We start from the raw sequence: 19,719 nt of genomic DNA, 5'->3' as shown, positions 1-19,719 counted from the left end.
AGCTGGCTTGCCAGCGATGAGGTCCTCTAAGTCAGCACAAACCCAAAGCCATAAAAAAGGGCCGCGATCCCAACAGATCGCGGCCCTTTTTTTGCCTTCAGCTAACGCCGGTCAAACCTCATCCAGCTCCGGCTCATCGGCTTGCACATTGACGGTGGCCTTCACCACATCATGGCGGCGGATGTACTTCCAGTCCGCCTCGTCGATGTAGATCCCCGCCGGACCGCTGCCGCCCTCTAGGTCGATGGCGACACTGGCGCAGACTTGCGGCTTCACGCTCGCCAGAATCGGCACGAAGCCCAGTTGCAGGCTGGTTTCCAGCAGCGCGGCCTGGTTCTTCTCGTCGATGTCCGCCGCCTCATCGAGGTAGTACGGCAAGCGCACGCGACCGGCGAGGTCGCGATCCATCAAGTGCAGCAACAAGTACATGTTGGTCAGCGCCTTGATGGTCATAGTGGTGCCGTTGGAGGCCGCGCCGTCGATGTCGGTGTGAATCACCGGCTGACCGTTGACCTTGGTGATCTCGAACGCCAGTTCGAACAAGTCCTTGAGGCCTAGTTGGTTGTGGTTCGCTGCCACCAACCGTGCCAGATATTCCTTGGCCTCTTCGTTCTTGTTGTCCTGTTCGGCGCTCTGGCTCAGATCGAACACCGACAGGGTTTCGCCTTCTTCGTACTGACCGGCGCTGTGGATGATCTGGTCGATGTGCTTGAGCGCTTCCTTGTTCGGCGCCAGGACGATGCGGAAGCTCTGCAGGTTGGACACCTGACGCTTGTTGATCTCGCGGTTGAACAGCGCCAGTTGGTGTTCGAGGCTGTCGTAGTCGCTGCGAATGTTGCGCAGGGTCCGGGCGATGTCGGTGACCGCCGCACGCCGTGCCTTGCCCAATGTCAGGGCTTCGTCGGTACGGTGCGCGTAAGCGTTGATCAGCAGCGACAGACGGCGCTCCATGTCGTCTTCGCTGTCGAACTTGGCCACGCCTTTGAGGCGTACTTGCGCGTACAGCGCTTCGATCTGCCCGTCAGCGCGCAGCAAGCCTTGCCAGCTGTCCTGATAGTCGTTGAGCAGCGGCAGCAGGTTGTCCATCGAGTCGTCGACTGGATCCATGAACGGCGTGCCGAACGGCAGGTCCGCCGGCAGCAGTTGACGGCGACGCAAGGCGTCGTCGAGGGTGCGCTGCTTGGCTTCCATGTCGGCGATCTGCCGACCGACCAGTTGCAGCTTGGCTGACAGCTGCTGGACGCGCTCGGTGAACGCATCGCTGGAGCGCTTGAGTTCGTCCTGCGCGGCTTCCATCTGCGCCAGTTGCTCGAGCTTGTCGCCTTCTTCGGCGCTCAGCGTCTGGGTACGGCGGAAATCTTCCAGGGCTTTCTGCGCATCCAGCACTTGCTGATACAGCGCTTCGGTCTGGGTCTTGCTCGCGGCGCGGTCGGCAGCCACGGCTTGCTGGGTTTTCAGTTGCTTGAGTTCTTTTTCCAGACGCTCTTTCTGGTCACGCAGCGCGGCGCGGTCGGCCAGCGCTTGCAGAGCTGGCGGCTCGATGTGCGAGATGTCGATCGACAGCCCCGGCACTTCGAAACGCTCGCCCTTGAAGCCATCGAGGATCAGCTCGACTGATTTGACCCACTCGCCATCCTCGTCGAGGGTGATGCCATGTTCGCCCAGCGGCAGACTGAACAGCGCGCTGTTGAACAGGCGCATCAGGCGCTCGACGTCCTGCTGTGAGAACTCCTCACGCAGGCGCGCATAGCTGTTGTTGTCGGCGTGATCGAGTTGCTGCTTCACCGACTTCAGGCGTTTTTCCAGATCGCGCAGACGCTCTTCCAGATCCTCGGCGCTGAACTGTCGGGACTGTGCCAGCGCACCGGCCAGTTCGTCGTGGGCATCCTTGGCCGCGAGCAACTGTTGCTCCAGCACTTTCACGTCATCGACCAGGGCGAAGCGGTTCTTCAGCACCGACAACTCACCGAGCCAGCGTTGGATACCGGAAATTTCCCGCTCCAGACGCATCAGTTCCTGCGTGCCACCGCGCTGATCGTTTTGCAGATCGTCCTGCTCGCGACGGTAGTGTTCGGCCTGAATGGTCAGCTCTTCCTTGCGCGCCGTGGCGTAGTCCGACCAGGTGCCGAGCAACGAGTCGAGCAGCGGCGACAGGCGATGCAGCTTGCCGCGCAGCACATCGCGCTGTTTCACGCCGTTGGCCAAGGCTTCGACCAGCGGGCCGGCGGCGACCAGCGAGTTGTAGTCCTGCTCCATGCGGCGCACGTCGCGGAAGGCTTCTTCGCACGCGGCGATGTAATCGACGCTGCCGGAACGCAGGCTGTGCTCGAAGGCATCGAGGAACAGTTGCTTCAACTTGGCCGCAGTGATTTCACGCATGTGCAGCAGGTTGATGAACAGCGCGCGGAAGGTTTTCAGGCTCTGCTCGCTGGTGGAGCGCAGCGGGATCAGCGTCAGGTCCAGCGGGATAGAGGTGTGCCCGCCCACCAGCAGACGACGCAATTCATCAGGTTTGAGTTCGTAGGCTTTCAGGCCTTCTTTCTCAAGGTTGCTGAACAGCTCTTTCTGCCGCAGGCAGGTGTCGTTCTTCTGGTAATGCGCCAGATCCAGCTTGCCGGCATAAGCGAAGAACTGGTGACCGAAACCACCACCCGGGCCGCGACCGACCACACCGATCACGTGCGGACCGTGGGGCAGATTGACTTCGACGAGGATGTAACTGGTGTCGGAGGCGAAGTAGAAACGCCGCGATTGTTCCAGGCTGTACTTGCCGAAACTCATGTCCGACATGCGCGCCAGAATCGGGAACTGCAAGGCGTTGATCGACGCCGACTTACCGAGGTTATTCGCGCCGTAAACCGACAGCGGTTCTTCCAGCGGGAACAGGCCGAGGCTGTAACCGGCGGTGTTCAAAAGAGCAAAGCGGCGGATGCCGTAGCGTTCCTGGCTCATGCGTCGGACTCCTGTTCTTCGGCAATGGCGCGGGCCAGTGCGTCTTCTTCGCTTTCTTCTTCGAATTCGGACAGATCAAGCGGATCGTCGGTCTCGAGGAATTTCGCTTCGGCTTCTTCGTCGATCAGCACCGGTGCCGGCAGCGGCAGCACGCTGTGCACGCTGGCCGCCAGATCGCGGTCCTGTTGCACCGACAGGCACACGTCGAGGAAACGGTGCATCGGCGGCAGGAAGCGGTACACGCCGTTTTCTTCGCCGGCGAAACCAAGCTGAGTCATGCGACGCATGATTTTTTCTTCGAGCTCTTCAACGGTCTGCACTTCGGCCTGGATGAACAGGTCGCGGTATTTGTCCAGCAGCGACGGCAATTCTTCGCGGCCGAGGCTGCCGCCGTCGAGCACGGCAATCGGGTCGCGGCCCTGATCGGCCAGGTGCTCGACGAGGATGAAGGTGAACAGTGCCAGACGCTGGGCGGTCTTGTTCACCGCCGCAGCGGCCATGTCCGGCACGAAGTAGTAGAAACCCCGGGTGTCGCAGACCAGCTCGAACCCCAGCGCCTTGAACAGCGTGCGGTATTGATCCTGGAAGTTCGACAGTTGCGCGTACAGCTCCGGGTCGCGGCGGCTGACGTGGTAGCCCTTGAACAGCTCACGGAAGATCGGCGCCAGTTGGGACAGTTCGGATAGATCAAGATGCATTGGGGATGCTCGCAGAATCCTCGGCGGCGGCAGGGTCGCGGGCCGAGAGCAGGGCGAAGGAGCGCAGGCTGACCTGGTGCTCGTGAGTGTGGTATTCGCGGCGTTCCAGACGCTCGCGGGTGAAGCGTTTTTCCCGCGACAGACGCGAGAACCAGTACAGCAATTCGTCGGTGGCGCCGTCCGGTTCCTGCTCCAGCAACCAGGTCATCAGATCCGGCATCGGCAGGGACTCTTCGCAACGCTCGACCATTTCGCGCACGGTGCGCGGTGCACGCGGCGCATCGCCGGATTTCTGGGTCTTGTGCGCCTTGGGGAATCGCGCCGGTTTCGGCTCGAAACGCGCCAGGGCGTAGACGTAGGCCTCGACCTGACTGGCGCTGCCGAGGAAGGTGCTTTGCGGCCGGGTGAACAGTGGCATCGCCGCTTGCGGCACGGCATCGATGCCTTTGCGGCGAATCGCCGCCAGTGCGAGTGCGGCGCCACGGGTCACGGCGTTGTGCCGGCGCGCCTCTTCACGCAGCGGCAGCAGCAGTTCGCGGGCGTGGCGCAGGGTCAGCTGGGCGCTGGTCTGCATCTCGAGGATGCGCGCGTGGGTGCGCAGCAGCATGTCGTCATCGACCAGATGGCCGAGGCGTTGCTGTTCGCTGAGCATCTTCAGCAGCACGGTTTCGACCTTGCGCACGCCTTGTTCGAAGGCGCCGTCGGCGTTCACCAGGTCGATCATCGGCTCGACGTATTCGTCCCACGTCGCCAGCACTTCGGCGTAACGCTGACGCAGCGGAATCTGCCGGTCGCTGGTCTTGGCCCGTTCGGCCACGGCCACCAGCGCCTGTTCGTCGTTGTCGAGTTTCTTCAGTACATCGCGCACGCGCATGTCGAGCAAACGCAGCTGACGGGCGAGGTCGTTGCCGTCGCGCACGTCGAACGCGTCCTGAATGTAGCCGGCCAGCCGTTCGAGGTGGCGCAGATAGGCTTCGATTTCCAGGCACAGGCCCAGACGGTGCTCACGGCGCAGGTAGGCGAGGAAGTCGTGGATCTGCGCGTTGAGCTCGAAACGGTTCGGGCTTTTCGCCACGGGCACCAGAATGTCCAGGCGAATCCACACGTCGAGCAGGCTGGTGATGTCCTGCGGCGTGCTGTCCAGTTGTTGGGTGGCCAGTTGCGTGCGCAGTTCGTTGAGGCTCAGGGTGCCCTGGTCGAAGTGCTCGCACAGTGGCTCCAGAAGTGCCCAGTGTTCAGCGAGGGCGCGCAAGACGCGCTTGGGTTCGATCATCGGAATGGCCGGCTGGTTGGCGATTAAAAGCCGCGATTGTACTGCATCGAGAGGGATGCGATTCACTCTCGGGACGGGCTGTCGCATTTTCTCAGGGAGCGAGCCCAGGTAAAGGCTATCGATCAACAGCAAGCGATCTTGAACGAAGGGCGGTAGAATCAGCCCACTTTCAGTTATCCACAAGTGGCCGAACCCTTTGCTTATCGAGTCCCGCCGCCGCGCCTATTTGAACGCCATGCAGGTGGTCAACTGGCTGCCGCGCACCGAATTGCCTTTCGCCGCCCCGTCGCGGCCCGAGCTGCTGGACATGCCCGAGCCTGAGCCAGAGGTGGCGGTGATGCCGGTTGTTCAGGCCGAAGCCCCGGTGCAGAGTGCACCGCGCCCGGTCGAACGGCCGAAGATCGAAGTGCCACGCCCGTCGCTCGCCAGCACCCGCACCGGTGCCAAACCGGTGGCAGAGGTCGAGGAGGCGCCGGTCGTCGTCAAACCTGCACCGGTGCCGCCACCGCGTTTCGCCCTGCAATTGTTGCGCGCCGGGGCTTGCCTGCTGCTGGTGGAGTTACCCACAGGCGAAGCGTTCCAGAGCCGCGATCCGGCCTATCTGCTGCTTAAGGACATGCTGCGCGCCGCCGGTCTGCCGGATGCGCCACAAATCGTCGGCGAGCCGGTGCGCTGGCCGTGGCTGAACCGCGGCACCATGGATCAAGGCCCGGAGGCGGCGCGCGACTTCGTTCAAGGCTTCCTTTCGGTGCAAATGGAAGCGGCGCCTTGCGCCTGCCTGTGGCTGATCGGCCTGCCGGCGGTGCGCTTTGCCGGTGAGGCGGATGCTGCAGCGTTCAATTGTGAGTTGCAGATCGAAGGCCTGGGCCTGGCCTGGGCCATCCCCGGTCTGGAATTGTTAATGGAAGAGCCGCAGCGCAAAGCCGCTGTGTGGCAAGCCATGCGTCGGCTGATGGCGCGCTGGAAACCATCGAATGAGTGAAGCTGTATCGTTCCGCCCGATGACCGAGGCGGATCTGGACGCGGTATTGAAGATCGAATACGCCGCGTACAGCCATCCTTGGACCCGCGGGATTTTTCTCGACGGGCTGGGCAAGTATCAGATCTGGCTGATGTTCGAAGGCCAGCAGCAGGTCGGCCATGGCGTGGTACAGATCATTCTGGATGAGGCGCACCTGCTGAATATCACGGTCAAGCCGGAAAATCAGGGGCGTGGGCTGGGGCTGACGTTGCTCGAGCATCTGATGTCGCGAGCGTATGCGGCTGAGGCGCGTGAGTGTTTTCTGGAAGTGCGTGACAGCAATACGGCGGCGTTCAAGCTGTATGAGCGCTATGGATTCAATGAGATTGGCCGGCGGCGGGATTATTATCCGGCGGTGGGCGGGCGTGAAGATGCCGTGGTCATGGCCTGCACGTTGGTCGACTGAACACCTGTAGGAGCTGCCGCAGGCTGCGATCTTTTGATGTTGTTTTTAGAAGCAAGATCAAAAGATCGCAGCCTTCGGCAGCTCCTACAGTGAGTCGCGTCACATAAGGTGATCAGCGGTTGCCATCCAGCGGATCACGCCGCGCCAGCTCCGCCTCATCCAGACCATTGCCGCCGCCGATGTCGTCTTCATCGACAATGCTCAGATCCCAATCCGCCTGATTGCCTTCGCCAGCCTCTTCGGCATCGCGCGCGCCATCTTCATGAATCAGTGTTTCCGGGCTCGTATCGTCGTCGGTCGGCTCATGATCCGCCGTCGATGCACCGGTAAACCCGGCCTCGCGCACTCTTTCGTTGGGCATCAGTTGCTCGCGTTCACGTTCCGGAATCTCGTCGCCAATCTTGGCGCTGGGTTCGTCTTCATCGAAATCCAGCTCGTGCACCGAGCCCATGCGGTCTTCGTTGTCATCGATGGGTTCCGGTTGCACCGCATCGTACGGACGTCGTGAATCAGTCATGGCAAATCCTCATACTGTGGGCCTTACTGAGTGGACTCACCGGGCACCCGAGAATTCCAAAGAAAAACACCGGCGATTCTCGCGTGACCCCGACGGGCGGTCGTCTGTCATACCTGCGCATCTTTCTTGAGGCCTTAACCATGCACGACTTACAAGACCTGATTGATAACAACGAGCGTTGGGCTGACGCGATCACCAAGGAAGACCCGGATTTCTTCGCCAAGCTGGCGCGCCAGCAGACCCCGGAATATCTGTGGATCGGCTGCTCCGACGCACGGGTGCCGGCCAACGAGATCGTCGGCATGCTGCCGGGCGATCTGTTCGTACACCGCAACGTCGCCAACGTGGTGCTGCACACTGACCTCAATTGCCTGTCGGTGATCCAGTACGCAGTCGATGTGCTCAAGGTCAAACACATCCTTGTCACCGGCCACTACGGTTGCGGCGGTGTGCGCGCCTCGATGCAGGATCGCCAGTTCGGTCTGATCGATGGCTGGCTGCGTTCGATCCGCGACCTGTATTACGAAAAACGAGAAGAACTGGCCAAGCTGCCCACCGAGGAAGAGCAGGTCGACCGGCTGTGCGAGCTCAACGTCGTCCAGCAAGTTGCCAACGTTGCCCACACCAGCATCATCCAGAACGCCTGGCATCGCGGGCAGAGCCTGTCGATTCATGGCTGCATCTACGGCATCAAGGACGGTCGCTGGAAAAGCCTGAACACCACCATCAGCGGTTTCGAGCAACTGCCGCCGCAATACCGCCTGCGTCCGGTCGGAGCGTTGTAATCCCGATCAGTGCGCGTGCCGCCAGTGCTGCAAAAAGTGCTGGCCCTCGATACTGGGTGGCTCGTCGTAACCGGTGATCCACCCCCGACAGCGCGGCGAGCCACAGGTGCAGGCGAATTGCTGCAACAAACGGTCCTCGGTGGCGGCGAAGTCGATGGTCAGGCGTTCACCCGGCTGAATGTCGCGCAGCGCCCACAGCCATAGTTCACTCATGTCCAGAAATACATTCGGATCGCAGGCATGTTCGAGCAACCCGCAAAAGCGCGGGTCGTAGATATGGATGCCGGCCAGTAGCTGGCGGGTCTGGCGACAGCGATAGGGCAGCAGTTGCCCGGACACCCGACACATCCGGGTGATGCGCAAGAATGCCCGGCGCGCCACCACTGCCGCGCGACCATGGCTGTTCTGAACGATTTGGAAATCCTCAGTCGAGGGGAAACCCAACCGTACCGGCAACCCGGCAAATGGGTAGATACCCGGTGTGTCGCGGGGGATGGGGTGTTGATGTGCCTGGTTGTTCATAACGATCCCTGTCGGCAAATGCTGCGACTTCCCCGGTCTGACGTCCTGTCAGCGCTGCAACATGTTTGGATCCAATATTCCGGTGTATCTCTCATACCGTCTACTGTCAGATCTGACAGGCGTAATCCGCTGCTTCCCGCGTCAGCATTGACTGACACGGGAAGCTTTTTCAGCGGATCAGAGGTGTGGTGCGGGAACGGCGGTGTCCGGCAATTCGCCCTGAAGCTGTTGCAGCTGCGTCTTGATCGGCGTGGTCGAGCACTTGGCGGCAGCATCCGCCGGGCTCAGGTTGCGGATCGAGGTGTAGAACAGCTCACAGGTTTTGACCTTCTGCGTCACTTGCCAAGACTGCTTGCAGCTGTCGAGCAGGGTTTTCGCATCGGTACCGGGTTTGCTGCCCATTCCGGCCTGCCAGCAAGCGGCGCTCAAGTCCTGACCCATGACCTTCAAACCGGCGGCATCGGCTTTCGCTTCATCGCCGTCGTAGCTCGCCGGATCGGCGGCGTACCAGATGTAGCTCGGGTGGTTCGATCCCAGCACCGGCACGTTCACCCCTGCACTCGGGCTGATAGTCGCCAGACCCAATACCGCCACGGTCGGGCCGTATTGCTGCTTGATCCAGTTACGCACCGGCGCACCGAACGCGACCATCGGCAGGGTGCTACCGGCGCTGGTCTGGCTGAACTGCTTGACCAGCGTGGTCTGGTAATCCTTGAAGTAGTCGTAGACCCCTTCCAGATCACTGCCGGCATTGGACGGGGCCGCGATTGGCGCGATGTCGATGATGGTCTGATAGGCCGGCGTCTGGTCGGCCGGAATCCCGTTATCGGTCAGCAGCGCAGCCCAGCGATCGGTGGTGTTGGAGCGCAGATAATCCTGCGCCTGAGTCAGCGAGTAATCCGGCGGGAAGTGCAGCAGCTCGACGCTCTTGCGGTTTTCCAGCGCCATGCCCAGCGGCAGGAACAGATACCAGCTGTACGCCCACTTGCCATCGGCGTTGAGCTTGCTGGCGCCGGTGTAAGCCAGATCGCCGGCATCGAGCAGCGCCGACAGCGGCTTGTCGTAGCCCTTCGGTACGCCGCTGATCTCGGCGTAAATCTGCCCGTTATCGTTCTTCACCAGCACCTTGGCATCGGTGTAGCCATCGCGCTGCACGCTCTGGCTCAGGTAATGGGCGACGGTCTGCTCCAGCGACCAGTTGCGATAGCAGATCACGTTGCAGTTGTTGGGGTAGGCGAAGAGGCGGGTGACGCGTTCGGTGCTGCCCAGCTTCAGATCGACATCGGCGTGGGCCGCCGCGCTCAGGGTGAGCGCGGCGAGGGTGAAGGCTGCGGAGGTCAGTCCTGCGAGTTTGAACATGCTCAGATCCTTTTCAGCGTGGGTTCCCCGGGATTTCGGGGCGCTTCATATTGGATCAGCCGTGTTGCACAGAGAAGCCGTCATTCACGGATTTTTGCGTCAGCCCGCAGAACCGGGTTTTCAGGCCTGAAACTGCAGGGCGTTGGTCAGATCGCCCATCGGTTTCTGGCCCCGGGCGCTCATCGCCTCATCGCGCTGCTTGAGGCCATCGAGGGTTTCGAGCTGGAACACCCGGGTGATCAGGCGCAGGATCGACGCCGTGTCGTAGACCGTGTGATCCACCGTGCCTTTGCGGGCGAACGGCGACACCACCAGCGCCGGCACCCGTGAACCCGGGCCCCAGCGATCGCCTTTGGGCGGCGCCACGTGGTCCCACCAGCCGCCGTTTTCATCGACGGTGACGACCACCACCATGTTTTTCCACTGCGGACTTTCACGCAGCACTTTCAAGGCGCGGACGATGTGCCGGTCACCGGAGGCGACGTCGGCATAGCCGGCGTGCATGTTCAGGTTGCCCTGGGGTTTGTAGAAACTCACCGCCGGCAGCTTGCCCGCCTCGGCATCGGCGAAGAATTTGTTGGTACTCGACTCGTCACCCAAACCGGCGTCACGCAGGCGTTTGTTGCGCTCTTGCGGGTTTTCCGGGCCTTGCTGCTTGAAGTAGTTGAACGGCTGGTGGTGATACTGGAAGTTGGGGATCTTCGGAATCCCGCCGGAATCCTTGTACTGATCCAGCGTTGCCTGCCAGGCGCCGGCGTACCAGGCCCAGTCGACGTTCTTCTTCGACAGTTTGTCGCCGATGTGTTCGTGGGTCTGCGGCACCATTACGTTGGGCAGATCCGGCTTGGAATAGGCCGGACGTTCCGGGTCGCGAATCCACGTCGGCCAGTACGGCGGGGCGAGAGTGTTGACACCGAAACCGTCCGGGGTCAGCGCACTCGGGCCGAACTGCGGCGGGCCGGTCATGGCGCTGGCCGGCGATGCCTCCAGTGGCTTGAGACGTGGATCGGCGGGGTCAGCGCTTTGCAGCGTGGCGATCTGCGCTTTGGCTACCGAATTGGCCGCGTCCGGATAGAACGGCGCGGTGGCGCTGATCAGGTACTGGTGATTGAGGAACGAGCCGCCGAAGGCACCCTGGAAGAAGTTGTCGCACAGCACGAACTCCTGCGCCACGTCCCACAGCCGCAACGAATAACGACTCTGCGCGTAGTGGCCCATGGTCAACCCACCGGAGTCGGCCCAGGCGACGAAGCCGTCGTTCTTGCCGCCATTGATCTGCATCTGGTTCTGATAGAACACGTGCCACAAATCGCGGGTGACCAGACCGAACGGCAGGTCTTCGCCATTCGGGCCTTTAAGGGCGAACGGAGCGTTGGGCAGGTTTTCCTGAAACTGCGTGGCGGCGGGGTAGGTCACGCCATCGAGGGTTTGCGGGCCGACCTGCAACACGCCGCCCCAGACTGGCGGCAGCGTCTGCAACACACTGCCATCGCGGTCACGTTGCTGGTAATCGGCAGGCTTGAGGGCCGACAGCGGCTTCTCGACACCGGGAAAATCACCGAACAGGTTATTGAAGCTGCGGTTCTCGGCGTAAATCACCACCACGTTTTTCACCTGCTCGCGCAGGGCCTTGTCCAGCTCGGCTGGCGTCAGCGGGCGCTCGGCCGGTTTGCCCGGTTGATCGACGGCGCTGCCACAGCCGGCCAGCGTGGCGCCCACACCGAGGACCGCAACACCGCCGAGGAAGCGGCGGCGGCTGGTGTCGGTGGGGGTGTCGGATTCTGGCGAGGTGGGTTCTTTGTCGTTCGTCTCGTCGTTCATGTCGCGCCCGTTTTGCTTAAATGTTTCAGTATGTTTCGGCGGACGCTAACAAGGGAATGTGACGGTTGGGTGACAAAATGGAGCGGTGTCTACGATCCTTCGGCACTGCTAGACTGCTGCAATATTGAAACCGGCCTGAGTGAACCATGAAGCCTTCCATTGCACTTGATCTGCAACGAGCTGCCGTCCGAGAGGTTGTCGGCAGATTCCGTGTGGCCAATCCGCGTGTGTTTGGCTCGACGGTGCTGGGTACTGATATGGAAGGCAGTGACCTTGATCTGTTGGTCGATCCATTGCCCGGTGCCACCTTGTTTGATCTCGGCGGGCTTCAGGTCGAGCTTGAAGATTTGCTTGGAGTTACCGTCGACCTGCTGACGCCGGGAGACCTTCCGCTGAAATTTCGTCAGCAGGTTCTTGAACAGGCCCGTCCCGTATGATCGAGAACCGGCTCGGCGATTACCTTGAGCATATGCGTCAAGCTGCGAGCGATGCGCTGGTCTTCGTCGAAGGTCTGAGCAAGGAAGAGTTCGTCGACGACAAACGGACGCAACAAGCGGTCATCATGAGCCTGGTTATCATTGGCGAGGCGGCGACCAAAATAATGGATCGGTTTCCGGAATTCGCAGCTCAGAACACTCAAACTCCCTGGCGCAGCATGCGCGGGATGCGTAACCGGATCGCTCATGGCTACTTCGACATCAATCTGGATGTCGTCTGGGAAACGGTTCAAGTTGCTTTGCCTGAACTGTTGAGATTCCTGCCCTCCGAGCAACATTGATTGCACCTGCCCTAAGGCAGGTGCAATCTCGTCAATCTACGGCATCACCGGCGGCGTATACGCCAATGTCGTCCCCAGCACCCACAGCAGAAACAGCACCAGCGGCGTGTGCACCAGCAACTGCACGAACGAGAAGCCGATCAGGTCCCGCGCCTTCAAGCCGAGCACGCCCAGCAGCGGCAGCATGTAGAACGGGTTGATCAGGTTCGGCAGCGCTTCGGCGGCGTTGTAGATCTGCACCGCCCAGCCGAGGTGGTATTGCAGATCGTTGGCCACTTGCATCACGTACGGCGCTTCGATGATCCACTTGCCGCCGCCGGACGGGATGAAGAAACCGAGAATCGCCGAGTACACGCCCATCAACAGCGCATAAGTGTCGTGCGAGGCGATGCTGACGAAGAAGGTCGAGATGTGATGGGCCAGCGTCTGCGCATCGGCACCTTTGACCGTGGTCAGCAGCGCGGCAATCGAGCCGTACAGCGGGAACTGGATCAGCACGCCCGTGGTGGTTGGCACCGCGCGGGCCACCGCATCGAGGAAGCTGCGCGGGCGCCAGTGCAGCAGGGCGCCGAGCATGATGAACAGGAAGTTATAGGTGTTGAGCCCGGAAATCGCGGTGATCGCCGGTTTGCTCGAGAACTCGTGGAACAGCCAGCCGGCGGCCAGCAGCACCAGCAAGATGATCAGCAGCGGACTGTGTTCCAGCCATTCGCCGGGGCGGGTGCGCGGTTGCAGCGGTGGCAGATTGAACGCCGGGTCGATGCCGCAATCCTTGGCGTCGCGCGCAGAGTTCGGGCCGGGCGCAGTGGCATAGGCGACGATGATCGAAATCACGATCAGCGCCAGCAGCATCGCGCCGGACTGCCAGAGGAAGATGGTCTGCGTGAACGGAATCACCCCGGTGATCGACAGAATCGCCGGCGGCAGGCTGGCCGGATTGGCCTGCAATTGCGCCGCCGACGATGACAGCCCCAGCGCCCACACCGCGCCGAGGCCCAGATACGCCGCCGCACCGGCCGCGCGGTAGTCCATTTTCAGATCGGTGCGGCGGGCGAGGGCGCGCACCAGCAAACCGCCGAACACCAGCGACAGGCCCCAGTTCAACAGCGAGGCGACCATCGAGATCAGCGCGACCCAGGCCACGGCGGAACGGCCGTTTTTCGGGATGCGCGCCAGTTTGTCGATCAGTTTGACCGCCGGCGGTGAACTGGCGACCACATACCCGCCAATCACCACGAAGGCCATCTGCATGGTGAACGGGATCAGGCTCCAGAACCCGTCGCCGAACGCCATCGCGGCATCGGTGGGTTTGGCGCCCATGGCCAGTGTGGCCAGCGCGACAATGATCACCGCCAGTGCGGCGAACACCCAGGAGTCGGGGAACCAGCGTTCGGCAAAGCTTGAACAGCGCAAGGCAAAGCGCGCGGAGCGGCTATCTTCGATATCAACGGCCACAGGGAGTACCTCGGATTTTTATGGTTATTGTGGTCCTTGGGACATTCAAACCCGACAACCCTGTGGCGAGGGAGCTTGCTCCCGCTGGACTGCGCAGCAGTCCCCTTCTTTTACGGTTCAGAGGGGGCCGCTTTGCGACCCAGCGGGAGCAAGCTCCCTCGCCACAGAGGCAGAACCTGATTCAGGTGTGTCCCGCCAGACAAGCCTCAACAGTAAATCAAGCCAAGCCATTTTGTGAGCAGGTTTTGCCAAACCATGACTATGGTCTAACGGGTTGTCCATCAGCGCATTTGCGTAGACCATGAGCGCCTTGGTTTTTTGCCTGCCAGAGTTCTTTGCCATGACTGCCCAATCCACAGCCCGACCGGCGCCGTTCAGCCGTTCCGACTACAAGACCCTCGGCCTTGCGGCCCTCGGCGGGGCGCTGGAGATCTACGATTTCATCATTTTCGTGTTCTTCGCCCTGACCCTCAGCCAATTGTTCTTCCCGCCGGAAATGCCCGAATGGCTGCGTCTGCTGCAAAGCTTCGGGATCTTTGTCACCGGTTATCTGGCGCGCCCGCTGGGCGGGATCCTGATGGCGCATTTCGCCGACAGACTTGGGCGCAAGAAAGTCTTCAGCCTGAGCATCCTGATGATGGCGCTGCCGTGCCTGCTGATCGGGATCATGCCGACTTATGCCCAGATCGGTTATTTCGCGCCACTGCTGTTGCTGGCGCTACGCATCCTGCAAGGCGCGGCGGTCGGTGGCGAGGTACCGAGCGCCTGGGTGTTCGTCGCCGAGCACGCGCCTGCCGGACATCGCGGTTATGCATTGGGCTTCCTGCAGGCCGGGCTGACCTTTGGTTACCTGATCGGCGCGCTGACCGCCACGTTCCTCGCACAAGTGTTCACCCCGGCGGAAATTCTCGACTACGCCTGGCGTTATCCGTTCCTGCTTGGCGGAGTGTTCGGCGTGATCGGTGTCTACCTGCGCCGCTGGTTGAGCGAAACCCCGGTGTTCATGGCCATGGAAGCCCAGCGTGAAGCACGGGTCGAACTGCCGCTGCGCACGGTGCTGCGCGAACATCGTCTGGCGATGTTGCCGGCGATGCTGCTGACCTGTGTGCTGACGTCGGCGGTGGTGGTGTTCGTGGTCATCACCCCGACCATGATGCAGAAAACCTTCGGCATGACCGCCAGCCACACCTTCGCCCTGAGTGCGTTGGGCATTGTCTTCCTCAACATTGGCTGTGTGATTGCAGGTCTGTTGGTCGATCGCCTCGGTGCCTGGCGCACGGTCATGCTGTATAGCCTGCTGCTGCCCTTGGGCATTGGTGTGCTTTATAGCTGTCTGATCATGGGCGGCGACTGGGTGGGGCTGGCGTATGCCATCGCTGGTCTGGCGTGCGGAGTGGTCGGCGCGGTGCCGTCGGTGATGGTCGGCCTGTTTCCGGCGCGGATTCGCGTGTCCGGCATCTCCTTCACCTACAACATTGCCTACGCCGCATGGGCCAGCATCACACCGCTGTTGCTGATCGGTCTGATGCCGTGGAGCCCGTGGATCTGCGTGATGTTCTGTGCGGTGATGGGTGCGGTCGGCATCGTCAGTGCGGCGTACTTCGGTGTGCGCATGCCCGGTGTCGGGCGCCAATCCGTGGCGCCCTGTTCCTGACCGCCGTCAGGTCAGCCAGTGCCACCAGAGCAACGTCCCGACCAGTCCCACCACCGAGACAATAGTTTGCAGGATCGACCAGACCCAGATCGTCTGTTTGAGCTGCAAGCCAAAGTACTCGCGAACCATCCAGAAACCGGCGTCGTTTACGTGGCAGAAGAACACTGAGCCGGCGCCAATCGCCAGCGCCACCAACGAACTTTGCGTCGCGGCGAGCCCCGCCATCATCGGCGCCAGAATCCCCGCCGTCGTCGTGGTCGCGACTGTCGCCGAGCCGGTGGCCTGACGCAGTGCCACGGCAATCAGCCAGGCCAGCAGCAGATACGGCATGTGCGCACCTTCGGCGACTTTGCTGATGGTCTGGCTGACACCGGCGTCCAGCAAGGTCTGCTTCAAGCCGCCGCCAGCACCGATGGTCAGCAACAACACGGCAATCGGCGCCAGGCTTTTGCGCAGCGTACCGCCGACTTGCTCACGTGGCATGCCGTTGGCCCAGCCGAGGCAGATCACCGCCGCCATCACCGCGATGCCCAGCGCCACCAGCGGTTCGCCGAGGAACCTCAGGGTCAGGGCGACGCTGCTTTCCGGGCTCATCGCGACTTTCGCCAGGGTGCTGCCGAGCATCAGCAGCACTGGCAACAGAATGATCAGCAACGACAGGCCGAAACTCGGCTGGCGCGGCGCTTTCGGCGGGGCGCTGAACAGTGCGCCGAGCTCTGCCGGCTCATCGACGTGCATGCGTTTCGACAGCCAGTTGCCGTAGACCGGCCCCGCCAGAATCACCGCCGGAAGCGCAATGCTGAAGCCCAGCAACATGGTCAGCCCAAGATCGGCATGCAACGCACTGACCGCGATCAGCGGCCCGGGATGCGGCGGCATCAAGGCATGCAGGGTGGTCATCCCGGCCAGCGCCGGAATGGCGATTTTCAACAATGGCTGCCCCGAACGACGGGCCATGACGAAGATGATCGGCACCATCATCACCAGCCCCACTTCGAAGAACAGCGGCAAGCCGATCACCATCGCCACCAGCGCCATGACCCACGGCAAGGACTTGCCTTTGCCCAGACCCAGCAGGGTCGAGGCGATACGGTCGGCCGCGCCGGACTCGGCCATCAGCGCGCCGAGCATCGAGCCCAAGGCGATGATGATCCCGGCTTCACCGAGAATCGCCCCGGCGCCTTTGCTGAAGGCCTTGGCGACATCTTCCGGCGGCAAACCGGCGCCGATACCAGCAATGAAGGTGCCGATCAGAATCGATAGAAAGGGCGGGAGTTTAGTCGCGCTGATCAGCACGATGATGGTGGCAATCGCCACCAGACAGCAGAGAATCAGGCGGGTGTCATGCACCATCCAGGCAGCGGTCGATAAATCCAAAAGGGCACTCCTTATCGGGCGGATACCTGCAACATGTTGTTGCAATTTTCCCTGAGAATACCTGAAGTGGCCGGACCAGAGCGGCGGCTTTTGTAACCGCGTTGCGGGGTGACGGTTTAGACCAATGGCCTATTGAGATTATTTTTGACTGACCAGTCTCAATCGCTCTTCAGAAAAGTTTTCCAAGGCCGATGGTTAAGCTGCATCCCGCTTTCTACCCTGCCTATCGGTACTTCCCCATGTTCAACAAACGCCTCAAGCAAGAGCTGGCCACTCTTCGTGAAGAACTTTCCAGCCTGCTGCAAGTGAAGGAGAGCCTGGAAAGCGAGATGCTGGTGCTGACCCTGGAACCCGATGGCCGGATTCAGTCGGTCAATCAGAACTTCCTGGCCGAGATGCTCTACAAGAGCCAGGATCTGGTCGGTCGCGCGCTTGAAGACATCGTTCCGGCGCACGTGAAGGCCGATGACTTTCATCACCGTTTCAAGGCTGCCCTGACCCGTGGCGAGCATTTCGCTGGCGCCGTGCGCCTGCTGCGCGGTAACGGCGAAGAAGCGTGGCTGCGCTCCATCGTGCAACCGGTGCGCGCTTCGGACGGGCGGATCAAGCATTTTTCGATCTTCTCCAGCGACCTGACCCGCACCATTGAAGCCTCGCGTGAACACGAAAACCTGATCGGCGCGCTGGTGCGTTCGACGGCGGTGATCGAGTTCGACCTCAATGGCAACGTGCTCAATGCCAATGAGCGCTTTCTGCAGGGCATGGGTTACAGCCTGGCGCAGATCAAGGGCAAACATCACCGGATGTTCTGCACACCGGAGGAGTACAACAGCGCCGAGTACCAGAACTTCTGGCGTCGTCTGAACAATGGCGAGTTTGTCGCCGACCGCTTCAAACGGGTCGACAGCCATGGTCGTACGGTGTGGCTGGAGGCGTCCTACAACCCGGTGGTCGATGCCAACAACAAACTGTACAAAGTGGTGAAATTCGCCACGGTGATCACCGATCAGGTCAACCGCGAACAAGCGGTTGCCGACGCGGCCAGCATTGCCTACAGCACTTCGCAGCAAACCGACAGCACCGCGCAACGCGGCACCACGGTGGTCACCGAGGCGGTGAATGTGATGCGTGATCTGTCGCGCCACATGCAGGCGGCCGGTGAAGGCATTGAGGCGCTGAACGAGCAGTCGCAGGTGATCGGCACCATCGTCAAAACCATCAGCGGCATTGCCGAACAAACCAACCTGCTGGCGCTCAACGCCGCCATCGAAGCTGCCCGCGCTGGCGAGCAGGGCCGGGGCTTTGCGGTGGTGGCCGACGAAGTGCGGCAACTGGCCTCGCGCACCAGCCAGGCGACCGAAGAGATCGTCACCGTGGTGCGGCAGAACCAGGAGATGGCGCGCAACGCCGTGGCCCTGATGACCGATGGCAAGCTGCAGGCCGAGCAGGGCCTGGCGCTGGCGGCGGAGGCGGGCACGGTGATCGTCGAGATCCAGGACGGCGCGCAGAAAGTGGTGGATGCGGTCGGGCAGTTTGCCAATCAACTCTCCAACTAACCTCCATTGATCCCATGTGGGAGCGAGCTTGCTCGCGAATGCGGTGTGTCATTCAACATTGATGTAACTGACCTATCGCCTTCGCGAGCAAGCTCGCTCCCACAGGTTTTTCATCCGCCTTCTTTCTGTGGTCTGGCGCTACAATCTGTTCCTTTTTCCCCGGAGCAGATCCCCATGAGCGCTTCCCATCGCCGCCCGGTTCCCCTGAACAAAGCCTACCGTCTGCTCAATCACGGGCCGACCGTGCTGGTCAGCGCTGCCCATGACGGCCAGCGCAACATCATGGCCGCCGCCTGGGCTATGCCGCTGGATTTCGAACCGCCGAAAGTAGCGGTCGTCCTCGACAAGTCCACCTGGACCCGCCAGTTGCTCGAAGCGTCCGGCACCTTTGTGCTCAACGTGCCGTGCGTCAATCAGGCTGACATTGTGCAAACCGTCGGCAATACCTCGGGGCTGGAGATCCGGCAGAATCAGGGGCAGGACAAGTTTCAGGCTTACGGCCTGCAAACCTTCACCGGTGAAACCGTTGAGTCGCCGTTGCTCGAAGGCTGCGTGGCCTGGCTCGAATGCCGCTTGCTGCCCGAACCGCGCAACCACGAGCAATACGACCTGTTCCTCGCCGAAGTCATCGCCGCTCAGGCTGATGAACGGGTGTTCAGCGACGGCCGCTGGCACTTCGACGGGCACGACGGCTTGCGCACGCTGCACCACGTGGCCGGCGGGCATTTCCTGACGATTGGCGATGCGGTGGACGGTAAAACCCTGCCGTTGTGATATTTGCCTGATGGAAAACCTGCGCCGGATGTAGCAAGGTGTGGGGCATTGTCGAACCAATCAGGCGCCCGCCCCATGGACCTTTCGCTTTCTGGCTATCTCGCCCCGTTGTTGTCGCTGGCGCTGTTGTGGACGGTCGCGGTGGTCACCCCCGGCCCGAACTTCTTCAACATCGCCCAACTGGCGGTCAGCCGCTCGCGTCGTCACGGGGTGGTTGCGGCGCTCGGCGTCGCCAGCGGGACCGTGTTGTGGGGCCTGGCCGGCGGTTTGGGGATTCAGACCCTGTTCAGCGCGGCACCAACGCTGTACCTGAGCTTCAAAATCGCCGGTGGCTGCTACCTGATCTGGCTCGGACTCAAGCAGTTCAAACGCAAGGCGCCGATTGCCCCCGGCACGCTGGATGAGTCGCAGCAAACCTTGCTCGGCGCTTACGGGCGAGGCTTGCTGGGCAACATGACCAACCCCAAATCGGCACTGTTCGTCGCCACCATCTTCGCCACCGCAATGCCGGCCCACGTCCCGCCACTGTTGTTGGCGCTGGCGGTGCTGACGATGGCCACGTTGTCGTTCAGCTGGTATTGCAGCGTCGCGCTGTTCTTCGCCAGCCGCCGGATCGCCAGTGTTTACGAGCGTTCACGGCAATGGCTGGATCGTTTGGCCGGTGGTTGTTATTTGCTGTTTGGGGCGCATTTGGTGGCTAATCGCTGAGCGGATAGTCTTTGGATTTAAATCAGTTGCATGAAAAAAGGCTTACCTCGCGGTAAGCCTTTT

Annotated in this window: 18 protein-coding genes; 9 read left to right on the top strand and 9 right to left on the bottom strand. The window is 61.6% G+C overall.

The genetic code is table 11. From position 1 onward, the window contains the following. Window positions 1-111: 111 nt before the first annotated feature. From mksF to mksB, 3 genes are read right to left on the bottom strand one after another with little or no spacing between them, the layout of a single operon-like run. Window positions 112-2,952 (bottom strand): Mks condensin complex protein MksF, encoded by a 2,841-nt coding sequence (gene mksF, locus ABV589_RS10145; protein ID WP_003228206.1) that lies wholly within the window; start codon window positions 2,950-2,952, stop codon window positions 112-114. Continuing rightward, window positions 2,949-3,650 (bottom strand): Mks condensin complex protein MksE, encoded by a 702-nt coding sequence (gene mksE / locus ABV589_RS10140; RefSeq protein WP_016773189.1) that lies wholly within the window; start codon window positions 3,648-3,650, stop codon window positions 2,949-2,951. Before mksE ends, mksF begins: the two co-directional genes overlap by 4 nt. Further along, entirely contained in the window at window positions 3,640-4,923 is a 1,284-nt protein-coding gene (gene mksB / locus ABV589_RS10135; protein WP_367085730.1) for an Mks condensin complex protein MksB, read from the bottom strand. Before mksB ends, mksE begins: the two co-directional genes overlap by 11 nt. A gap of 235 nt (window positions 4,924-5,158) precedes the next feature. Between mksB and ABV589_RS10130 the strand changes: the two genes are divergently transcribed. Then, window positions 5,159-5,905, top strand: a complete 747-nt coding sequence (locus ABV589_RS10130; RefSeq protein ID WP_367086187.1) for an energy transducer TonB — start codon at window positions 5,159-5,161, stop codon at window positions 5,903-5,905. After that, a complete protein-coding gene (rimI, locus tag ABV589_RS10125) occupies window positions 5,898-6,350 on the top strand; it encodes a ribosomal protein S18-alanine N-acetyltransferase (protein ID WP_007961522.1) in 453 nt (150 codons plus the stop codon). The genes ABV589_RS10130 and rimI overlap by 8 nt, the downstream gene beginning before the upstream one ends. Before the next feature lie 112 nt (window positions 6,351-6,462). On the opposite strand, the gene ABV589_RS10120 is transcribed toward rimI, so the two are convergent. After that, a complete protein-coding gene (locus ABV589_RS10120) occupies window positions 6,463-6,867 on the bottom strand; it encodes a serine kinase/phosphatase (protein ID WP_367085729.1) in 405 nt (134 codons plus the stop codon). A gap of 140 nt (window positions 6,868-7,007) precedes the next feature. Between ABV589_RS10120 and can the strand changes: the two genes are divergently transcribed. Then, window positions 7,008-7,652 carry a carbonate dehydratase gene (gene can / locus ABV589_RS10115; protein WP_003228196.1) on the top strand — a complete coding sequence of 215 codons (645 nt, stop codon included), beginning with the start codon at window positions 7,008-7,010 and terminating at the stop codon, window positions 7,650-7,652. Window positions 7,653-7,658: 6 nt separating this feature from the next. Here can and ABV589_RS10110 read toward each other — a convergent pair whose 3' ends face one another. From ABV589_RS10110 to acpA, 3 genes are all read right to left on the bottom strand, one after another. Then, the gene (locus tag ABV589_RS10110) at window positions 7,659-8,174 is read right to left on the bottom strand and encodes an SET domain-containing protein-lysine N-methyltransferase (RefSeq protein ID WP_367085728.1); all 516 of its coding nucleotides are present in this window, start codon (window positions 8,172-8,174) and stop codon (window positions 7,659-7,661) included. Window positions 8,175-8,351: 177 nt separating this feature from the next. Continuing rightward, window positions 8,352-9,533, bottom strand: a complete 1,182-nt coding sequence (locus ABV589_RS10105) for a hypothetical protein (protein WP_367085727.1) — start codon at window positions 9,531-9,533, stop codon at window positions 8,352-8,354. 120 nt (window positions 9,534-9,653) lie between these two features. Then, entirely contained in the window at window positions 9,654-11,354 is a 1,701-nt protein-coding gene (acpA, locus tag ABV589_RS10100) for an acid phosphatase (RefSeq protein WP_367085726.1), read from the bottom strand. 146 nt (window positions 11,355-11,500) lie between these two features. On the opposite strand from acpA, the gene ABV589_RS10095 reads away from it, so the two are divergent. Both ABV589_RS10095 and ABV589_RS10090 read left to right on the top strand, forming a co-directional pair. After that, window positions 11,501-11,791 (top strand): nucleotidyltransferase family protein, encoded by a 291-nt coding sequence (locus ABV589_RS10095; protein WP_103368563.1) that lies wholly within the window; start codon window positions 11,501-11,503, stop codon window positions 11,789-11,791. Next, entirely contained in the window at window positions 11,788-12,132 is a 345-nt protein-coding gene (locus ABV589_RS10090; protein ID WP_282413221.1) for a DUF86 domain-containing protein, read from the top strand. Before ABV589_RS10095 ends, ABV589_RS10090 begins: the two co-directional genes overlap by 4 nt. Window positions 12,133-12,168: 36 nt before the next feature. On the opposite strand, the gene ABV589_RS10085 is transcribed toward ABV589_RS10090, so the two are convergent. Further along, on the bottom strand, window positions 12,169-13,587 hold the full coding sequence (locus ABV589_RS10085; RefSeq protein ID WP_047599146.1) for a TIGR00366 family protein: 1,419 nt from the start codon (window positions 13,585-13,587) through the stop codon (window positions 12,169-12,171). A gap of 340 nt (window positions 13,588-13,927) precedes the next feature. On the opposite strand from ABV589_RS10085, the gene ABV589_RS10080 reads away from it, so the two are divergent. Continuing rightward, window positions 13,928-15,241: an MFS transporter gene (locus tag ABV589_RS10080; protein ID WP_367085725.1), complete on the top strand. Its 1,314-nt coding sequence runs from the start codon at window positions 13,928-13,930 to the stop codon at window positions 15,239-15,241. A gap of 6 nt (window positions 15,242-15,247) precedes the next feature. Here ABV589_RS10080 and ABV589_RS10075 read toward each other — a convergent pair whose 3' ends face one another. After that, window positions 15,248-16,618: a gluconate:H+ symporter gene (locus tag ABV589_RS10075; protein WP_367085724.1), complete on the bottom strand. Its 1,371-nt coding sequence runs from the start codon at window positions 16,616-16,618 to the stop codon at window positions 15,248-15,250. 239 nt (window positions 16,619-16,857) lie between these two features. On the opposite strand from ABV589_RS10075, the gene ABV589_RS10070 reads away from it, so the two are divergent. The 3 genes from ABV589_RS10070 (at window position 16,858) to ABV589_RS10060 (ending at window position 19,656) form a co-directional block, all read left to right on the top strand. Then, window positions 16,858-18,174, top strand: a complete 1,317-nt coding sequence (locus ABV589_RS10070; RefSeq protein WP_329697567.1) for a PAS domain-containing methyl-accepting chemotaxis protein — start codon at window positions 16,858-16,860, stop codon at window positions 18,172-18,174. 174 nt (window positions 18,175-18,348) lie between these two features. Beyond that, the gene (locus ABV589_RS10065; protein WP_367085723.1) at window positions 18,349-18,948 is read left to right on the top strand and encodes a flavin reductase family protein; all 600 of its coding nucleotides are present in this window, start codon (window positions 18,349-18,351) and stop codon (window positions 18,946-18,948) included. Window positions 18,949-19,023: 75 nt separating this feature from the next. After that, window positions 19,024-19,656: a LysE family transporter gene (locus ABV589_RS10060; protein WP_108592401.1), complete on the top strand. Its 633-nt coding sequence runs from the start codon at window positions 19,024-19,026 to the stop codon at window positions 19,654-19,656. Window positions 19,657-19,719: the final 63 nt, after the last annotated feature.

Origin of the sequence: Pseudomonas sp. HOU2, from assembly GCF_040729435.1 — a bacterium.
Taxonomy (GTDB): domain Bacteria; phylum Pseudomonadota; class Gammaproteobacteria; order Pseudomonadales; family Pseudomonadaceae; genus Aquipseudomonas.
Note: the sequence above shows the minus strand (reverse complement) of the source record. Positions and strands in the feature narration are given on the sequence as shown.